Genomic DNA, 17,687 nt, shown 5'->3' with positions numbered 1-17,687 from the left:
CGTGGCGCGCGACCGGCTCGCACCTGCCGTACGCTGCCACGCGTGACGGATCGACGGCGGCTCACCAGCCAACGGATCTTCGCGCTGACGATCGGCGCGCTGACCCTGCTCATCGTGCTCGGCTCGTGGGCCGGATACGCCTCGCTGGCCGACACCACGCGGGTCTCCGACCGGCTGCAGCAGCGCATCTCCCCGGCCGCCACGGCCGTCGTCGAGATCGGCGCGGCCCTCGTCGACCAGGAGACCGCCGTGCGCGGGTTCGTCCTGGCCCGCGAGCCGGACTTCCTCGCGCCGTACCACGAGGGCGTCGCCACCGAGCACCGTGTCGCCGACCGGCTGCGGACCCTGCTCGCCGACGAGCCGCACGCGCTGGAGCGCCTGGAGGCCATCGAGCGGGCGGCCGCCGGGTGGCGCACGGCGTACGCCGAGGCCCTCATCGCCGCCCCGAACCCCGACTCGCCGCTGGTCGTGTCGAGCAAGGCGGCGTTCGACGCGCTGCGCAACGACGTGAGCGTGCTGCAGCAGCGGGTCGACGAGGCCCGGGCGGCCGGGCGGCGGGCGCTGGACACCTCCCGCCACCGCCGCGACATCATCTTCGGCATCATCGCCGGCGGGCTGCTGCTCGGCCTGTTCGCGATCTCGCTCATGCTGCAGCGGCTGGTGCTGCGCCCGCTCGAGCAGCTGCAGACGTCGGTGCGCCGGGTCGCCGACGGGGACTTCGAGCACCACGTGCCGGCCGGCGGCCCGCCGGACCTAGCCGAGCTGGGCTCCGACGTGGAGGCGATGCGGGAGCGGATCGTGACCGCGCTGGCCGAGAGCCGGGGGCAGGAGGAGCGGCTGCGGCGCTCGAACTCCGACCTGGAGCAGTTCGCCTACGTCGCCAGCCACGACCTGCAGGAGCCGCTGCGCAAGATCGCGTCCTTCTGCCAGATGCTGCAGCGCCGGTACGCCGAGCAGCTCGACGACCGCGCCCGGCAGTACATCGCCTTCGCCGTCGACGGGGCGACCCGCATGCAGGCGCTCATCAACGACCTGCTCGCGTTCTCCCGGGTCGGCCGCGTCTACGACAACGTCACCGAGGTCGACCTGTCCGCGACGATGCGCCGGGTGCGCTCGGATCTCGAGGCTCGCATGCTCGACACCGACACCGTCCTGGAGTGCCCGGAGGACCTGCCGGTGGTCCAGGGCGACCCGACGCTGCTGGCGATGCTCTGGCAGAACCTCATCAGCAACGCCATCAAGTTCCGCAAGCCCGACACCCCGCCGCACATCGTCGTCGACCGGCAGGACGAGGACGGGTTCCACCGGTTCTCGGTGCAGGACAACGGCATCGGCATCGAGGCGCAGTTCGAGGACAAGATCTTCGTGATCTTCCAGCGGCTGCATCCGCGCGACGTGTACCCGGGCACGGGCATCGGCCTGGCGATCTGCAAGCGGATCGTCGAGCACCACGGCGGCCGGATCTGGCTCGACGCGACCTACACCGGCGGCGCCCGCCTCTGCTTCACGCTGCCGGTCCCCGCCGCGGACGAGTCCTAGCGGCACACCCCGTCCAGCAACAGCGCGATCGAGCGTTCGGCGTCGGCGGGGGCGCCGGACAGCATCGCGACGAGCAGGGCCAGGTCGTCCGGCACGAGGTCGGGCCGCACCCGGCCCTGTTGCTGCGCGCGGCGCAGCGCGGGGGCCAGCGCCGCGGCCAGCCGCCGGTCGAGGCCGTCGGGGGCGGCGAGCAGCGGGCGCACGACCGCGTAGAGGCGCAGGGCCGAGGCGAGCAGGTCCCGGAAGGCGCACGCGTCGTCGGCCTCGAGGCGGGCGAGCTGGTCGGCCACCACCGCGTCGACGAGGGTGGGGCGGTCGCGGAAGTGGCGGTACAGCGTCGCCTGCCCGACCCCGGCGCGCCGCGCGACCTCGGGCATCAGCACCCCGGCCCGGCTCAGCATCAGCTCGCTGGCCGCGCGCACGATCGCCGAGCGGTTGCGCTGCGCGTCGCGCCGCCGCGGCGTCGGGACCCCGTAGAGCACCAGAGTATGTTACCGACCGGTAATGATAATGTCACGGACTTCTCATTCTCGGAACGGGCTCCTAGGCTCCCGCCACCACGAAGCGCTACCCCGCCAGGAGCGTGCGCATGACCCGTTCCCGCCAGACCATCGTCCTCGCCGCCGCCGCCGTCCTCGCCGCGGTCATCCTCCAGGCGCCGCCCGCCGCCGCGGCCGCGCCCACCACGAAGTTCGTCGACATCGCCGGGGCCGGCGGCGTCACCCTCAAGGCCAACGTCGTCGCCCCCGCCGACACCGCGAAGCACCCCGCGATCGTGTTCCCGTCCAGCTGGGGGCTCAACGACCTCGAATACCTCGCCCAGGCCAAGACGCTGGCCGGGCGCGGGTACGTCGTCGTGTCCTACACCCCGCGCGGCTGGTGGGCCTCCGGCGGCGAGATCGACACCGCCGGGCCGCAGGACCTCGCCGACCTGTCGAAGATCGTCGACTGGACGATCGCGAACACCGCGGCCGACCCGGCCCGCATCGGCGCGGCCGGCGTCAGCTACGGCGCCGGGATCAGCCTGCTCGGATCCGCGTTCGACAAGCGCATCCGCGCGGTCGTCATGATGAGCGGCTGGACCGACCTCGTCTACAGCCTCTACGGCGACAACACCCGCCACCAGCAGTCCGCCGGGCTGCTGAGCCTCGCCGCGAGCCTGCTCGGCCACCCGGGCACCGACCTGAGCGGCAAGCTCGCCGACTTCAACGCCGACCGCAACGTCGAGGCGGTGCAGGCCTGGGCCCGGGTGCGCTCGGCGGCCACGTACCTCGACGCCATCAACGCGAACCAACCGGCCGTGATGATCGCGAACGCGTGGGGCGACTCCTTCTTCCCGCCCGACCAGCTCGTGGACTTCTTCGGCCGGCTGCAGACCCCGAAGCGGCTCGAGCTGCGCCCCGGGGACCACGCGATCGCCGAGTTCACCGGCATCCTGGGGCTGCCCAACGGCGCCTGGACGAGTCTGTACCGCTGGTTCGACCAGTACCTCGCGGGCGTGGACACGGGCATCGGCGCCGAAGCGCCGGTCCAGCTGCAACCGCTGAACGCGGGGGCCGAGCAGTACGCGTCGTGGTCGGCGCTGAACACCTCGGTCCGGCGCTACGGGCTCGGCCCGGTCCGCTGGCTCGACGGCACCGGCCTGCTCGGCGGCGCCCCGAGCACCGGCTGGAGCAAGACGCTGCCGGGCGACCTCGACACCGTCGCGGGCGGCGGCGTGGTGCTGCTGACCAACGGCGTCGGCGCGTTCACCGGCCAGCAGCCGCAGATCTGGCTGCCCGCGGTGGACCGCCTGCGGGCGGGCGTGTGGGCGTCGCAGCGGCCGGCCTCGGCGCTGCGCATCCGCGGCATCCCGCGGGTGCACCTGAACCTGACCGGCACCGCGGCGCAGGGGACGCTCATCGCGTACCTCTACGACCTCGACAGCCTCGGCAACGCGAAGCTCATCACGCACGCCCCGGTCTCCTGGCTCGGCACCGCGACCGGCAGCCGCTCGGTCGACGTGGCGCTCTCGGCGACCGCGTACGACGTCCCGGCCGGCCACTCGCTCACCCTGGTCGTGGACACCACCGATCCGCTCTACTACGACGCGAACACCCTGGGCGGCACCGTCACCGTCGCGGGCGGATCATATGCGGACGTGCCGATCCGGTAGAACGGCTGCATGAACATCATCCGCACCGACCACGTCCTGGAGGTGCCGCTCGACCACGACGACCCCGCGGGCGAGACCATCGCCGTCTACGCCCGCGAGGTCGTCGCCCCCGGCGGCGAGGACAAGCCGTGGCTGGTGTTCCTGCAGGGCGGCCCCGGCAGCGCCTCGCCGCGCCCGCTCGGCCGCGAGTCCTGGGTGGGGCGGGCCCTCGACGACTACCGGGTGCTGCTGCTCGACCAGCGCGGCACCGGCCGCTCGGCCCGCGTCAGCCGCCACAGCGTCACGCGGCGCGGCGGCCCGCAGGCGCAGGCCGACTACCTGTCGCACTTCCGCGCCGACAGCATCGTCCGCGACGCCGAGTGCTTCCGCCGCCACCTGCTCGGCGAGGCCCGGTGGACGGTGCTGGGCCAGAGCTTCGGCGGCTTCTGCGCCGTCACCTACCTGTCGTTCGCCCCCGAAGGACTGCGCGAGGTGCTCATCACCGGCGGGCTGCCCGGCCTGCACGCGCGGGCCGAGGACGTCTACCGGCACACCTATCCGCGCGTCGCGGCGCGCAACGCGGCCCACTACGCGCGCTACCCGAACGACGTCGAGGCCGTGCGCGCCATCGCCGAGCACCTGCGCGCCCACGACGTCCGGCTCCCCGACGGCGCCCCGCTGACCGTCGAGGCCTTCCAGACGCTGGGCGTCGCGCTGGGCTCCAGCACCGGCTCCCACGAGCTGCACTATCTGACCGAGGACGCCTTCGAGGCCCCCGGTGTGCTGTCCGACGCCTTCCTCGCCGAGGTCCACCACCGCCTGAGCTACGCGACGCGGCCGGTCTTCCCGCTGCTGCACGAGGCCATCTACGGCCAGGGCCCCGGCGCCACCGCCTGGGCCGCGCAGCGCCTGCGCGCGGACCACCCCGAGTTCGACGCCCTGGCCACGGACGCCCCGGTCTACTTCACCGGCGAGATGACCTATCCGTGGCAGTTCGAGAACGACCCGGCGCTGGCCCCGCTGCGCGAGGCGGCCGAGCTCCTCGCGGCCCGCGACTCGTGGCCCCGCCTCTACGACCCGCAGGCCCTGGCGCGCAACGAGATCCCGGTCGCGGCCGCGGTGTACTACGACGACATGTACGTCGAGCGCGAGCTCTCCCTGGCCACCGCCGGCGCGATCCGGGGCGCCCGCGTCTGGGTCACCAACGAGCACGAGCACGACGCCCTGCGGGTCAGCTCCGGCCCGGTGCTCGACCGCCTCCTCGCCCTCGTCCGCGACGTGGACGTCCACCGGCCCTGAGCCGGCCGCGAACCCCGTCGGGCGGCGGCCCCGGCGCCTCGACCGGCCCGGGCGGCCCGTGACGGCGACCGTCAGCGGTGCGCGGCCACCGGCTCGTGGTGGGCGGCCCGGTCGGGCCCGTCCGGCTCGGCGTGCACGGCGGCGGCGGTGAGCCGCGGCACGGCGTGGATCAGCCGGTGCTCGGCGTCGTGGGCGATCGCGTGGGCCTGCACGACGGTGGCGGTCGCGGCGACGGCGATCTGGCACTCGGCGCGCAGCTGGTGGCCGATCCAGCGCAGCCGGACCTCGCCGACCTCGCGCACCTCGGGCGTGTCGCGCAGGGTGGACTCGACCCGGTCGACGAGCTGCGGGTCGACCGCGTCCATGAGCCGCCGGTACACCTCCCGTGCCGCGTCCTTGAGCACGAACAGGATCGCGACGGTGATGAGCAGGCCGACGACGGGGTCGGCCCAGCGCCAGCCGATCGCCACCCCGCCAGCACCGGCGAGGACGGCGAGCGAGGTGAACCCGTCGGTGCGGGCGTGCAGGCCGTCGGCGACGAGGGCGGCCGAGCCGATGCGCCGGCCCACGGCGATGCGGTGCCGGGCGACGACCTCGTTGCCGAGGAAGCCGATGAGCCCGGCGGCGGCGACGTAGCCGAGGTGCCGCACGTCCGCGGGATGCCGGAGCCGCTGGACCGCCTCGTAGCCGGCCAGCACGCAGGACGCGGCGACGCACAGCACGATGACGATGCCGGCGAGGTCCTCGGCCCGGCCGTAGCCGTAGGTGTACCGGCGGGTGGCGACCCGGCGGCCGATGACGAACGCGATGCCCAGGGGGACGGCGGTCAGCGCGTCGGCGACGTTGTGCAGCGTGTCGCCGAGCAGGGCCACCGACTGCGAGAACACCACGACGACCGCCTGGAGCACGGACGTGGCCCCGAGCACCGCGAGGGAGATCCACAGGGCGCGGATACCCTCGCGGGAGGCCTCCATCGCCGGGTCGACCTTGTCCGTGGCGTCGTGCGAATGCGGCGTGACGGCGTGGCCGATCCGGCGCCACCAGCGCTTCGGCTCATGATCATGGTGGTGATCCGGCGGCGCCGTGTCCTGCGTGTGCGCGTGGCCTTGCTCGGCGGTCATGGTCGAACTCCGTCAGGTCGCGGTCCGGTCGCGTCCTCTCGACTGTATGTGCCCGTGTACGCACATGACAACGGTCGGGCCGGCTCCGCATGCGGGAGCATCCGGCCGGGCCGTGACCGCCGGATGGCAGACTTGCTCCCATGCGTGGACGCGACAGTGCGGCAACTGCCGGCGATCTGCAACAGCCGCCGACGGCGGCGCAGGTCGACGTGGCGGTCACGGCGCTGCGCATGCTGGCCGACCCGACCCGGCTGCGCCTGCTGTGGGAGCTGCGCGACGGCGAGCACGACGTCACCACGCTGACCGCCGCGGTCGGCGCCGCCCGGCCGGCCGTGTCGCAGCACCTCGGCAAGTTGCTGCTGGCCGGGCTGGTCAGCACCCGCCGGGACGGCCGCCGGGTGCTCTACCGGGCGCGCGGCGGCCACGTCCGCCGCCTCGTTCGCGAGGCCCTCGACACCGCGGCCCACCACCTCACCGGTGAACCCGAGCACGACTGACGGAGCCCACACCGGGCCGCCCGCACCGGGCCGCCCGCACCGGGCCGCCCACACCGGCCACCGCCCGCCCGCGCAGCCCCGCGGCGCTCGTCAGAGACGCCCGGGGCGGGCGCCGGTCGGGCGCCCGCCCCGTCTCCTGATCCCCAGGAGTCTCAGTGCCGCGGCTTCTGCGTCACCCGCGGCCGCACGAGCGGCGGGCCCGCCGCGGCCAGGTCGCCCTGGACGGTGCGCAGCGCCTTCTTCGGCTGGTAGTTCGCGTCCCACAGGCAGCCGGAGCCCTCCGGCGGGTTCTTGAACCAGCCCGGGATCCACGAGTGCTTGTCGGTGAAGCCCCACACCGTGAACGACAGGCAGTGGGGGTTCATGAGGCACGCCTGGAGCAGGACGTGGTAGTTGTACGCCGCGGCCTGGTCGCGGGCGTTGAGGTCGGCGCCCGCCGCGTCCAGCGCCGGGTCGGACGCGTTCTTCGTCAGGCTGCGCGCGTCGGCCTCGGTGAAGGCGACGGCCAGGCCGAGGTCGGTGAACTTCTGCAGCGCGTCGGCCACGGCGAAGACGTCGTAGTTGCCGTACTGGGTGCTGAGGTGGCCCTGGCTGCCGACGCCGTCGATCGGCACGCCCTGGGCGCGCAGCTTGCGGACCATGTCGTAGACGAACCGGGTCTTGTCGCCGGGGCCGCCGTCGCCGAACGCCTCGATGTTGTAGTCGTTGTAGAACAGCAGCGCCTTCGGGTCGGCGGCGCGGGCCCAGCGGAAGGCGTCGGCGAGGTAGTCCGGGCCGAGCAGGTCGGCGAACCGCTGCTTCAGCGAGCCGGTGTCGCCGCCGAGGTGGATCGCCGACGGGGTCTCCCACGGGTCGGAGACGGCCTCGTTGACCACGTCCCACTGCCAGATCCGCCCGCGGTAGCGGCTCACCACGTCGGTGATGTGCCGCTTGAGCAGGGCGCGCAGCTGCGGGCCGTCGATCGTGCCGTCCTGGATGCCGGTGCTGAGCCAGCCGGGCAGCTGGCTGTACCAGGCCAGGACGTGGCCGCGTACCTGCTGGTGGTTGCGCTCGGCGGCGGCGACGAAGGCGTCGGCGGCGGCCCAGTCGTAGGTGCCGCGGGTGGGCTCCAGGCTCTCCCACTTCATCGCGTTCTCGGCGGTGACGGTGGAGAACTGTCCGTCCACCATGGACCGGTACTGCGGGTCGGCCGCGTCGGCGTAGGCGGCCGCGTCCACGGCGGTGCCGAACGCCAGGCCGTTGCGGGCCGCGAGCCCGCGCAGGCTCTGGTCCTGCGTCGCCGGCGGGCGGGGACCGCCGGCGGACGCCGCGACACCGCCGAGCGTGGCCGCGACCACGGCCGCCAGAAGGCCGGCCGTGGCCATGGTGCGTAATGTCATGAGGGTGGCTCCCGATTGTTTCGAAACAATTCCGGATTCGCCTTGAGACATCGACGCTATTGCCCACACAAAGACGAGTCAACAAGCCGCCGTTATCGAAACATCTATTGGCGCGACACCCGCTTGCTGATGATGTCGAAGGCGACCGCGGCAATCAGCACGAGGCCCTTGATGGCCTGCTGCCAGGCCGCGTCCACGCCCAGAATCGACAGGCCCATGTTCAGCACGCCCATGATGAGCGCGCCGATCACGGCCCCGGTGACCTTGCCGATTCCGCCGGTCACGGCCGTGCCGCCGATGAACGCGGCCGCGATCGCGTCCAATTCGTAGTTGGTGCCCGCGCCCGCGACACCGGCGCCGGCGCGCGAGGTGGTGACGACCGCGGCGACACCGGCCAGAATGCCCATGTTGACGAAGATGAGGAAAGTTACACGCTTCGTCTTCACGCCCGAAAGTTTCGCTGCGGCGAGATTTCCGCCCATCGCGTAGATGTGCCGGCCGAATACCGTGTTGCCCATGATGTACGTGTACAGCATGACGAGCGCGCCGACGATGACGAGCACGTTGGGGGTGCCGTCGGTGCTCTCGGCGAGCAGGTAGGTGATGTAGCCGATGAGGGCCGTGAACACCACGAGCTTGCCGACGAACGCGGCCTGCGGTTCGAGGCGCAGGTCGTAGCGGATCAGCTCGCGGCGGGTGCGCAGCTGGAAGAAGGCCAGGCCGCCGATCGCCACGAGACCCACGAGCAGCGTCATGCCGTCGAGGTTGCCCACGAAGCCCAGCGCGTTGGGCAGCGACTTGGCCGCGATGGCGCCGAAGCCCTTGTCCTGCACCGGCACCGTCTGACTGACCGCGAGCACGGCCAGGCCCCGGAAGAGCAGCATGCCGCCCAGCGTCACGATGAAGGCGGGGATGCCGACGTACGCGATCCAGAAGCCCTGCCAGCATCCGACGACGACGCCGATGACGATGGACGCGGCCACCGCCAGGGGCCACGGCCAGCCCCAGTGGGTGATCATCAGGGCGCAGACGCCGCCGATGAAGGCCACGATGGACCCGACCGACAGGTCGATGTGCTGGGCGACGATGACCATCACCATGCCGATCGCCAGGATCAGCACGTAGGCGTTCTGCTGCACCAGCGCGGCGACGTTGTCGGGGTAGAGCAGGCGCCCGTCGGTCAGCACCTGGAACGTGACGACGATGGCGATCAGCACCGTCAGCATGCCGTACTGCCACAGGTTCTGCCCGAGATAGCCGCGCAGCGAGGACGCCTCGGTGGGCTTCGTCTCCGGCGGCACGGTCTCGACTGCGCTCACGCCGCCACCTCCGCAAGCTCCGGCGCCGGCGCGAGGCAACTGCGCATCCGGTGAGCGGCCCCTTCGCTCCGCTGCGGGCCGCTCATCGCGACACCCCGCTCCGGTCCATCGTCATGTATCGCATCAGGCCCTCCTGGGTCGCCTCGGCGCGGTCCATCTCGCCGGTGATCCGGCCCTGGCTCATCGCGTAGATCCGGTCGCAGATCCCGAGCAGCTCCGGCAGCTCGGATGAGATGACCACGACCGCCTTGCCGGCATCCGCCAGCGCGTTGATGATTTCGTAGATCTCGTACTTCGCCCCGACGTCGATCCCGCGGGTCGGCTCGTCGAGGATGAGCACCTCCGGCTCGGTGAAGAGCCACTTGCTCAGCACGACCTTCTGCTGGTTGCCGCCGGAGAGCTTGCCGGTGAGCACCGCGACGGAGTCGGCCTTGACCCGCATCTCCCGGCGCAGCCGCTCGGCCCGGTGGACCTCCTCGGCGTTGTTGACGATGCCGAGGCGCGCGACGGCCGCGAGCTTGGCCGCGGTGATGTTGCGCTTGATGTCCTCGATGAGGTTGAGGCCGTAGCGCTTGCGGTCCTCCGTCGCGTAGGCGATCCCGTGCCCGATGGCCTCGTCGACGCTGCGCACCCGGACCTCCCGGCCGTGCAGGGAGATCCGGCCGGAGATGCCGGTGCCGTAGCTGTGGCCGAACACGCTCATCGCCAGTTCGGTGCGGCCGGCGCCCATCAGCCCCGCGATGCCCACGATCTCCCCGCCGCGCACGTGCAGCGCCGCGTTGTCGACCACGACCCGGCCGCGGTCGATCGGGTGGTGCACGGTCCAGTCCTCGATGCGCAGCACCTCCTCGCCGATGCGCGGGGTGCGCTCGGGGAACCGGTGCGCGAGGTCGCGCCCGACCATGGCCCGGATGATGGCGTCCTCCGACACCGGTTCAGCACCGTGCATGTCGAACGTGGCCACCGTGCGGCCGTCGCGGATCACGGTCGTGGTGTCGGCGATCGCGGCGATCTCGTTGAGCTTGTGGGAGATGATGATCGACGTGATCCCCTGGCCCTTGAGCTGGCGGATCAGGCCGAGCAGGTGCTCGGAGTCGGCGTCGTTGAGCGCCGCGGTCGGCTCGTCGAGGATGAGCAGCCGCACCCGCTTCGACAGCGCCTTGGCGATCTCGACCAGCTGCTGCTTGCCGACGCCGATGTCGAGGATCCTCGTGTCCGGCTGCTCGCGCAGCCCGACCCGGTCCAGCAGCTCGGCGGCGCGGCGGTTGGTCTGCGGCCAGTTGACGATGCCGCGGCGGGCCTGCTCGTTGCCGAGGAAGATGTTCTCGGCGATGGACAGGAACGGGCTGAGCGCGAGCTCCTGGTGGATGATGACGATCCCGCGGTGCTCCGAGTCGCGGACGGACTTGAAGTGGCACGGCTCGCCGTCGAAGACGATGTCGCCGTCGTAGGAGCCGTGCGCGTACACACCGCTCAAAATCTTCATCAGGGTGGACTTTCCGGCACCGTTCTCACCGCAGATCGCGTGGACCTCGCCCTCGGCGACGCTGATGGTGACGTCCCGCAGGGCCTGCACGCCGGGGAACGATTTGCTGATGCCGTGCATTTCGAGCAGTGAGGGCATGGGGCCTCCCGCGACAGTGGGCCGGGCCCGCGGCTGCGGACCCGGCCCGGTACGGCTGATCGGTTACAACCCCAGGTCCGAGGCTTTGAAGAAGCCGGAGTCGACGAGCTTCGACTTCACGTCGTCCTTCGTGACCACGACCGGCGGGAGGAGGTAGGAGGGTACGACCTTCACGCCGTTGTTGTACGTCTTGGTGTCGTTCGTCTCCACCCCGGTGCCCTTGGAGATCGCGTCGACCATCTTCGCGACCTGGTCGCCGAGGGTCCGGGTGTCCTTCCAGACCGTCATCGACTGCTTGCCGGCCAGGATGTTCTTGGTGTTGGCGAGGTCGGCGTCCTGACCGGTGAGCACCGGCCAGTCCCCGCCGGGCTTGTAGCCGTGCGAGTCCAGCGACTGCGCGATGCCCAGCGCGAGCGAGTCGTTCGGGGACAGCACGACGTCGACCTTCTTGCCGCCGGTGTAGAACGAGTTCAGGCGGTTGTCCATCTCGGCCTGCGCGCCCTCGGTCTTCCAGCCGTTGATCGAGACCGTCTTCCAGTCGTCGTTGCTGGCCAGCTTCTTGCCCGACGGAATGACCAGCTTGCCGCTGTCCACGTACTGCTTGAGCACGTCCCAGGCGCCGGCGAAGAAGAACTTCGCGTTGTTGTCGTCCGAGGAGCCGGCGAACGGCTCGAGGTTGAACGGGCCCTTGCCCGTGTCGAGGCCGAGCTTGGAGACGATGAACTGGCCCTGCAGCTGGCCGACCTTGTAGTTGTCGAAGGTCGCGTAGTAGTCGACGTTGGGGCTGGAGTTGATCAGGCGGTCGTAGGCGATGACCTTGACCTTCTTGTCCGCCGCCTGCTGCAGCACCGGGGCCAGGGCCGTGCCGTCGATCGAGGCGATGACCAGGATCTTCGCCTTGTCGTTGATCATGTTCTGGAGCTGGGTGATCTGCTGGTCGACCTTGTTGTCGGCGTACTGCAGCGAGGTCTTGTATCCGGCCTTCTTGAGCAGGTCCTCGAGGTGGGCGCCGTCGTTGTTCCAGCGCTCCAGGCTGCGGGTCGGCATGGCGATGCCGACCAGCGCCGGGCCGCTGTCGCCGCCGCCCCCGGCGTTGTCGTCGGAGCGGGTCTTGCTGCACGCCGACGTGGTGGCGAGCATGGCGGCCAAAGCGGTGGCGGCCAGGATCCGGAAAGTCTTACCCATCCCTGACGCCTCCTTTCGAATCGGGAGGAGAGGGTGTGCGCGCAGGGTGCGGGGGTTTGTTATGGCCGCGAACATACCCCCCCGGACCGGTGATCAGAGGTAACAGATCGATAACACCATGGTCAACTCCGTTACCTGCCAACATGTTTCGAAACATATTCCTTTAGCGCTAATCTAATTACTGCTAATGTACTTCCCGTGAGCGTAGATCTTCGGCAGGTCTTCGACGACCTGGTGCGGTTCGAGACCGATCTCTGGAACGGCGTCGACGCGCGCCTGCGGCAGGCCGGGGCCGTCCCCCTCGGGAGCCTCAACGTGCTGCAGGTGGTGGCCCGGACGCCCGGCTGCCGCGTGAACGACATCGCCGACGCGCTGTCGATCACCATCGGCGGCGCGAGCCAGGCGGTCGACCGTCTGGTGACGCGCGAGCTGCTGGCCCGCCGGCCGAACCCGGCCGACCGGCGGTCCTCCATCGTGGAGCTCACCGGCTCCGGCTCGGCCGCCCTGGAGGCCGCCGAGGAGATCTTCGACGCGGAGCTGGCCGAGTGGTTCGGCGGCGCGCTGACGGGTAGCGCCCTGCGCGGTTTCGCCCGCTCACTGTCCACCCTGCGCACCTGGAGGAAGCATGCCTGAGGCGCGAGCCGTCCGATTCGACACCTTCGGCGGCCCCGAGGTGCTCTACGTGACCGGAATCCCGATGCCGTCACCCGGGCCGGGCGAGGTGGTCGTCGCCGTGCGCGCGGCCGGCATCAACCCGGGCGAGAGCGGGATTCGCAGCGGGGCGCTGGAGTTCAAGTACCCCACCCGCCTGCCCTGCGGCGAGGGGAGCGACCTGGCGGGCGTGGTGACCGCGACCGGTCCGGGGGTGACCGGCTTCGCGCCCGGCGACGAGGTGCTGGGCTTCTCCTGGACCCGCTCCAGCCACGCCACCCACACCGCCGTGCCGGTCACCCAGCTCATCCCCAAGCCGGCCGAGCTGTCGTGGGGGGTGGCCGGCGCCCTGTACGTGGTGGCCTGCACCGCCTACGCGGCCGTGCGCGCCGTCGGCGCCGGGGAGGGCGAGACGATCGCCGTGTCGGCCGCGGCCGGCGGCGTCGGCACCGTGACCGTCCAGTTGCTGCGCCACCTCGGCGCGCGGGTCCTGGCCATCGCCTCGCCCGCCAACGCGGACTGGCTCGCGGCCCGCGGGGCCACCCCGGTCCCCTACGGCGACGGCCTCGCGCAGCGGCTGCGCGCGGCGGCGCCCGAGGGGATCGACGCCTTCATCGACCTGTTCGGGCCGCAGTACGTCGACCTGGCCCTCGAGCTGGGCGTCCCGAAGGACCGGATCAACACCGTCATCGCCTTCGAGGCCGCGGCGCGCCTGGGCGTGCGGGCGGAGGGCAGCGAGGACGCGTCGACCGCGGACGTGCTGACGTACATGGCCGGACTCGTGGCGGACGGCACCCTGGAGATCCCGATCGCCGGCACGTACGCGCTCGACGACGTGGCGAAGGCCTTCGAGGAGCTGGACCGCCGCCACACCCGCGGCAAGATAGTCCTGCTGCCGTGATCTCGGCGCTGACCCTGCCGATCGAGCGCTACCGCGTGATGGCACACATCGACGGCGACATCGTGGCGCCGGGCGACGGCGGCATCGACGTGTTCGAGACGCTGCTGCCGGTGAACCGCTTCCTCGCGGGGCCGGCGCCCTCGACGGTGCCGATCGCGTCCTGCCCGTGCTGCGGTTTCGAGGACTGGCACGACGACGCCACGATCGTGCGCGACGGCGACCTGGTGCGCCGGACCTTCCGGGAGCGCGAGTTCACCTTCGCCGCCGACGCCTACGACGCCGAGGTGCGCCGGGCCGCCGAGGAGCCGTCACCGGCGCACGAGCGGCTGATCCTCAACGACCTGGCGCTGCCGCACGGGCTGTTCGCGGCCCGTCCCTGGTCCCGGCCCCGCGACGGCCGGCGTCCATGGGGGACGCGCTGTGGAAGTTCGGCAGTACTGCTACTTCTGGCTGGCCAGTGAGGCGGTCACTGCTGGGCGGATCACGGAACTTCTCGGGTTGGAACCGGATCGAATCGCCGTCATGGGAAGTCGGCGGACGTCGCCTCGGGTGGTCCCTGCCGCCCATCGGTGGGAGATCAGCTGCCGGACGCACGGACGGATCGATGAACAAGTGTCCACCGTTCTCGCTCGCATCGCGCCCGCCGCCGACCGGGTGCGAGCCCTCGTCGATGGTGGCGATGTCGATGCGGGCCTCATGATGGTCCGCTGGTTCGACGATCCCGACGGCGTGTACGGCGCGATGGGCTGGTGGCTGACTCGCGAACAGATCCAACTCCTCGCACGGATGGGCGCGACCGTCGAATCAGACGAGTACGCAGGAGACTTCACGGCGCATTCGCCCCGGTGACGCACTCATCTGGCCCGCCAGAAGACCGGGTCGCCGAGGCGGGCTTGCAATTCGGCAGGCAGCGGCACGCGCTGCAGCATAGACGCCTGGGCCCTGACCGAGGTCACGGTCGGCGGCAACGCGCACCGTCATGGGCTGGGTGGTGGTTCGAATACGCGGAACGTTCGTCGCTCGTCGGCCCCGGCCGCCGCGCGCTCAGGCCGCGGCTCGAGCGTCTGCCGGCGACCGGTCGCAACGCCCTGGCGGCTGGTAGAGCGGTGGTGACTACGCGGCCGGGGTGCAGGACGAAGCTGTCGAGATAACCATCCAACGGATGGTCGGCTGGGCGTCGCTTGGCCGCCGCCGTGTGGGCGTTACCTGGGCGTGGTGGGGGAGTCCAGCCAGGTGTTGATGAGGGACGTGAAGTCCTTGCCGGTGTGCTGGTTCACGAATGCGATGAACGAGGTCCGGTCCTGGGCCGTGCCGCGGTTCTTGTGCGCCCAGTCGGTCGCCAGCGAGAAGAACGCGGCGTCGCCGAGCTGCTTGTGGATCTGGTGGAGCATCAGCGCCGGGCAGATGTAGACGTTGCTCTCCGCGAAGCTGTCGGCCCTGGGCTTGCCGGGCGGGCCGACGGTCTTGCGCAGCTGGGCGTCGACGCCGCGGGCCCAGACCTCCCACTGCTGCATGGTGACCTTGTCACGCTCATTGGTGTACAGGTGCTGGGCGTAGCTGGCCCAGCCCTCGTTGAGCCACAGGTCGTTCCAGGTCGTCGGCGTGACAGCGTCGCCGAACCACTGGTGGGCGTACTCGTGTAGCAGGTCGGCGTCCAAGCTGCTCTTCAAGGTGGGCAGCCCCATAGTGATCATCTGCTGGGTCTCCATGCCCGCGGCCGAGGACACCATGAGCACGCCCGCGCTGCCAAACGGATACGGGCCGAAGCGCTGCTCCAGCCAGGCCAGGTACTGCGGCGACTTGCGCAGGTACGGCAAGGCCTTGTCGTCGCGGCCCGGGCGGTACCAGTAGGTGAGCGGGATCCCGTACGGACCGCTCGCCGTCTCCTTCTTGTACTGCCCGACGGCCAGGGTGGTCAGGTAGCTCGCCACCGGTTCCGCCGAGGTGTACGTGAACGTGTTGCCGTCCTGGCTCTTCAGCGCGCCGTTCGCGATCGCCGACCAGCCGTCCGGCACGGTCACCGCGATGTCATACAGCGCCTTGTCCGACGGCTGGTCGTTGACCGGATACCAGGTGCTCGCGCCGTACGGCTCCTGCATCGTCCACAGTTCGCCGCCGCCGGTCACGGTGAGCCCGAGCGGCTCCACGTCGGTGCGGTGCGACGGCATCGGCACCGTCGTCGGCGTGCCGTGGTACTTGACGACGAGGGTCGCGAACGCGTCCTTGGCGACCGCTGCGGCAACTGTGAGCTTCGTGCCCGTGACGGCACCGGTGGCGGCCGCCCCGTTCAGCGTGATGCCGTCGAGCGTGTACGCCTTGGAGAAGTCGAGCTTCACCTCGCTCAGCTCGGCCGCGGCTCGCAGTCGCAGCGTCGCCGTGCCGGTCAGCGTCTTCGTCTGCGGCTGCCAGGCGAGGTCGAGCCCGTAGTGCAGCACGTCGACACCGGGGTTGCCATATGTGGGGTACATCGGATCGGCGACCGGCGTCGAGCGACCCGCCGCCCACACGCTGTAGTCGGGGCCGGCCGGGCTGGCCGAGACGCCGGCCGCCGCGCCGCCGGCGGTCTGCGGCTTCGGGTTGCTCTCGGTGCACGCGGCGGTGAGCAGGGCCGTGGAGAGGACGACCGGGAGCCATGACCGACGCACGGCGCCGACCCTACGGCACCGCGACGCACCGCGATGCCCGGTGCCAACGAAGCCAGTCGATACCCGGTGGCGGCTCCTCCCCGCCGGTGCTCATGCGGGTCGGCTTACCACCGATGGTGCACCCGCAGTCCGCATCCTCGACCTGCTCTCCACCGGCCAGTGGATCGTACTCGTCGGTGCATCCCCCGGCCGGCGTCGACGTCGTTCTCGCGCTAGTCGGGCTGCTTGGCGCAGAACTCGTTGCCTTCCGGATCAGCCAGGACCCGCCAGCCGTCATGCTCGGACACCACCGTGGCACCAAGCCGCATGAGCTCGTCCAGGTGGTCCTGGTCTCGTAGCCGGATGTCGACGTGCATGCGGTTCTTCACCGTTTTGGGTTCGGGAACTTCTTGGACGAAGAAGACCAGCGATCCGTCCGGCGAGTCAATGGCCACCGTGGGATCGGACTCCGGTGTCAGACCCAGCGCCGCGAGTCGGGCGACCTCCGCCTCATCGTAGGGCCGGATCTGCCAGCCAAGCGCGGCGGCCCAGAATCTTGCGAGCTCGGACGCGTGACGGCAGTCCAGCACGATCTCCACAAGGTGGCTCACCCCATGGACGCTACCCGTCGCGTCATGCCGGACGTGCACATCGGGCGTCGTTCGCCGGTGGGACGGCCCGCGACGAGCTCATGGGGGCCGTGTCCGAGGCGTTCGAGCTGCCCGCGCCGCCCGGCATCAGCGTGGCCACCGGAAGGGCTGACCTCAGCCGGCTTCGTGACGAAAGTACGGCCGCCGGATTTCTCGCTCTTCGAGTGTCGATTCGTAGAAGTGCAGCATGTCGGCCAATTCCCGGACGGCGTGGTCGAGATCGTCCAGCGCGTCGCTGTCGCCACTGGCGCTGCGCAACCGCCTGGCCACATCGGCGATCTGTCCCTGGACTCCGGCGAAGGTGTCGCCCTGCACGTGCAGTCCCGGAAAGGCGCGACCGTCCAGCCAAGTCACCGCGAGATTCCCGCTGCGGGCGAGGACACGCGCCTGCTCATGCGTCATGCATCGATGCTCGCATCGCGACTTCCTCGGCGATCAGCCGGCACCCGGACATGTCGCGAGCCGAGCGCAGCTGGTCATGCGATGAGCGGCCCCTCTCTGTCAGGTTGGAAAGCGCGGGAAACTGTTCGACTGTACAGGCGACCGGCTGTCACGATCGAATGATGATCGCCAACGGCGACGCCGCGACTCGGTCGTTGCACGGCACGGCGCTGGGGGATGCGTTCGGCGAGACGTGGTTCTTCCGGCCCGCCGAGCAGATGCTGTGGCTGATCGATGACCGTCTGGTGCCGCGGGGGCCGTGGCCGTGGACCGATGACACCGCGATGGCTATCACGCTGTTCCGGCGGCCGCGCTCGCGGTCC

17 protein-coding genes are annotated in these 17,687 nt (G+C 71.0%); 8 read left to right on the top strand and 9 right to left on the bottom strand.

Going from position 1 to position 17,687, the window contains the following annotated elements; genetic code table 11:
- Nucleotides 1–42 precede the first annotated feature (42 nt).
- On the top strand, nt 43–1,539 hold the full coding sequence (locus ACQP2P_RS33020) for a sensor histidine kinase (RefSeq protein WP_433607528.1): 1,497 nt from the start codon (nt 43–45) through the stop codon (nt 1,537–1,539).
- Here ACQP2P_RS33020 and ACQP2P_RS33015 read toward each other — a convergent pair.
- Nucleotides 1,536–2,021, bottom strand: a complete 486-nt coding sequence (locus ACQP2P_RS33015) for a TetR/AcrR family transcriptional regulator (protein WP_433607526.1) — start codon at nt 2,019–2,021, stop codon at nt 1,536–1,538. The two genes, ACQP2P_RS33020 and ACQP2P_RS33015, sit on opposite strands and share 4 nt — an antisense overlap.
- Before the next feature lie 107 nt (nt 2,022–2,128).
- Between ACQP2P_RS33015 and ACQP2P_RS33010 the strand changes: the two genes are divergently transcribed.
- Both ACQP2P_RS33010 and ACQP2P_RS33005 read left to right on the top strand, forming a co-directional pair.
- Complete coding sequence (locus ACQP2P_RS33010; RefSeq protein WP_433607524.1) at nt 2,129–3,694, top strand: CocE/NonD family hydrolase; 1,566 nt, start codon at nt 2,129–2,131, stop codon at nt 3,692–3,694.
- 9 nt (nt 3,695–3,703) lie between these two features.
- Nucleotides 3,704–4,972, top strand: a complete 1,269-nt coding sequence (locus ACQP2P_RS33005) for an alpha/beta fold hydrolase (RefSeq protein ID WP_433607522.1) — start codon at nt 3,704–3,706, stop codon at nt 4,970–4,972.
- A 71-nt stretch (nt 4,973–5,043) separates the two neighbouring features.
- On the opposite strand, the gene ACQP2P_RS33000 is transcribed toward ACQP2P_RS33005, so the two are convergent.
- Nucleotides 5,044–6,093, bottom strand: coding sequence for a cation diffusion facilitator family transporter (locus ACQP2P_RS33000; protein ID WP_433607520.1), 1,050 nt, complete (start codon nt 6,091–6,093; stop codon nt 5,044–5,046).
- A gap of 140 nt (nt 6,094–6,233) precedes the next feature.
- Here ACQP2P_RS33000 and ACQP2P_RS32995 point away from each other — a divergent pair, with 140 nt between their 5' ends.
- Nucleotides 6,234–6,590 carry an ArsR/SmtB family transcription factor gene (locus tag ACQP2P_RS32995; protein ID WP_433607518.1) on the top strand — a complete coding sequence of 119 codons (357 nt, stop codon included), beginning with the start codon at nt 6,234–6,236 and terminating at the stop codon, nt 6,588–6,590.
- Nucleotides 6,591–6,742: 152 nt separating this feature from the next.
- Here the strand turns inward: ACQP2P_RS32995 and ACQP2P_RS32990 are convergent, their stop codons facing one another.
- From ACQP2P_RS32990 to chvE, 4 genes are all read right to left on the bottom strand, one after another.
- Nucleotides 6,743–7,969 (bottom strand): endo-1,4-beta-xylanase, encoded by a 1,227-nt coding sequence (locus tag ACQP2P_RS32990; protein WP_433607515.1) that lies wholly within the window; start codon nt 7,967–7,969, stop codon nt 6,743–6,745.
- Between the two features lie 104 nt (nt 7,970–8,073).
- Complete coding sequence (gene mmsB, locus ACQP2P_RS32985) at nt 8,074–9,288, bottom strand: multiple monosaccharide ABC transporter permease (RefSeq protein WP_433607513.1); 1,215 nt, start codon at nt 9,286–9,288, stop codon at nt 8,074–8,076.
- 82 nt (nt 9,289–9,370) lie between these two features.
- Nucleotides 9,371–10,912 (bottom strand): multiple monosaccharide ABC transporter ATP-binding protein, encoded by a 1,542-nt coding sequence (gene mmsA, locus ACQP2P_RS32980; RefSeq protein WP_433607511.1) that lies wholly within the window; start codon nt 10,910–10,912, stop codon nt 9,371–9,373.
- Between the two features lie 63 nt (nt 10,913–10,975).
- Nucleotides 10,976–12,097, bottom strand: a complete 1,122-nt coding sequence (gene chvE, locus ACQP2P_RS32975) for a multiple monosaccharide ABC transporter substrate-binding protein (RefSeq protein WP_433607509.1) — start codon at nt 12,095–12,097, stop codon at nt 10,976–10,978.
- Between the two features lie 198 nt (nt 12,098–12,295).
- On the opposite strand from chvE, the gene ACQP2P_RS32970 reads away from it, so the two are divergent.
- From ACQP2P_RS32970 to ACQP2P_RS32955, 4 genes are read left to right on the top strand one after another with little or no spacing between them, the layout of a single operon-like run.
- The gene (locus ACQP2P_RS32970; protein WP_433607507.1) at nt 12,296–12,730 is read left to right on the top strand and encodes a MarR family winged helix-turn-helix transcriptional regulator; all 435 of its coding nucleotides are present in this window, start codon (nt 12,296–12,298) and stop codon (nt 12,728–12,730) included.
- Complete coding sequence (locus ACQP2P_RS32965) at nt 12,723–13,649, top strand: NADP-dependent oxidoreductase (protein WP_433607505.1); 927 nt, start codon at nt 12,723–12,725, stop codon at nt 13,647–13,649. The genes ACQP2P_RS32970 and ACQP2P_RS32965 overlap by 8 nt, the downstream gene beginning before the upstream one ends.
- Nucleotides 13,646–14,110, top strand: a complete 465-nt coding sequence (locus ACQP2P_RS32960; RefSeq protein ID WP_433607503.1) for a hypothetical protein — start codon at nt 13,646–13,648, stop codon at nt 14,108–14,110. The genes ACQP2P_RS32965 and ACQP2P_RS32960 overlap by 4 nt, the downstream gene beginning before the upstream one ends.
- Entirely contained in the window at nt 14,070–14,498 is a 429-nt protein-coding gene (locus ACQP2P_RS32955; RefSeq protein ID WP_433607501.1) for a DUF4279 domain-containing protein, read from the top strand. Before ACQP2P_RS32960 ends, ACQP2P_RS32955 begins: the two co-directional genes overlap by 41 nt.
- A 353-nt stretch (nt 14,499–14,851) precedes the next feature.
- On the opposite strand, the gene ACQP2P_RS32950 is transcribed toward ACQP2P_RS32955, so the two are convergent.
- From ACQP2P_RS32950 to ACQP2P_RS32940, 3 genes are all read right to left on the bottom strand, one after another.
- The gene (locus ACQP2P_RS32950; RefSeq protein ID WP_433607499.1) at nt 14,852–16,294 is read right to left on the bottom strand and encodes a M1 family metallopeptidase; all 1,443 of its coding nucleotides are present in this window, start codon (nt 16,292–16,294) and stop codon (nt 14,852–14,854) included.
- 212 nt (nt 16,295–16,506) lie between these two features.
- The gene (locus tag ACQP2P_RS32945) at nt 16,507–16,884 is read right to left on the bottom strand and encodes a VOC family protein (protein WP_433607497.1); all 378 of its coding nucleotides are present in this window, start codon (nt 16,882–16,884) and stop codon (nt 16,507–16,509) included.
- A 153-nt stretch (nt 16,885–17,037) separates the two neighbouring features.
- Nucleotides 17,038–17,325, bottom strand: a complete 288-nt coding sequence (locus ACQP2P_RS32940; RefSeq protein WP_433607495.1) for a DUF6959 family protein — start codon at nt 17,323–17,325, stop codon at nt 17,038–17,040.
- Nucleotides 17,326–17,687: the final 362 nt, after the last annotated feature.

Origin of the sequence: Dactylosporangium sp. CA-139114 (assembly GCF_050955725.1) — a bacterium.
In the GTDB taxonomy this organism is placed as follows: domain Bacteria; phylum Actinomycetota; class Actinomycetes; order Mycobacteriales; family Micromonosporaceae; genus Dactylosporangium.
This window is presented reverse-complemented; position numbering and strand designations above follow the sequence as displayed.